1 protein-coding gene is annotated in these 449 nt (G+C 60.8%); it reads left to right on the top strand.

The genetic code is table 11. The annotated features are described in order from the left end of the window. Positions 1 to 177: 177 nt before the first annotated feature. A complete protein-coding gene (locus HUX53_RS00040; protein ID WP_217918931.1) occupies positions 178 to 369 on the top strand; it encodes a hypothetical protein in 192 nt (63 codons plus the stop codon). The last annotated feature ends 80 nt before the right edge of the window (positions 370 to 449 follow it).

Genomic DNA, 449 nt, shown 5'->3' with positions numbered 1-449 from the left:
TTTGAGTTTGTGTGTTCTCTTCGCGCGTTCTTGTGGTGTGTCGTGGTTTGGCATCATTGTTGTTGTTCTTCTTGTCTTTTTCTTTTTGATGCTGCGGCGTCCCCCTAGATCTACTCTACCCTCTGCGTCTGCAGCGTCAGATGTGTCTAAGTGACAGGTGTGGGTGAACGAACGGAGGTGGACGCGGTGCGCCAGAATCTCGATCTGCGCGTCCACGACCGTGTTGCGCTGGACGAGAGCGAACTCTATGCCGAGATGCTCAGTGCGGTTGCGGCGGCGGAGCGGCCGCTGACCGTCGCGGAGATCGACATGGTGCTCGGAGTACGGTCCGCCGAAGCCGGCCGTCGCGCGCTGATGACGCAGGACTAGTTCCAACAGGGATCGCAGGATCGGGGGACGCCGAGTCGGGGAGTCCCCCGTTCGTCCATGCCGCACGTGCACACCCCGCG

Source organism: Actinomadura sp. BRA 177, from assembly GCF_013372625.1.
In the GTDB taxonomy this organism is placed as follows: Bacteria; Actinomycetota; Actinomycetes; order Streptosporangiales; family Streptosporangiaceae; genus Spirillospora.
Note: the sequence above shows the minus strand (reverse complement) of the source record. Positions and strands in the feature narration are given on the sequence as shown.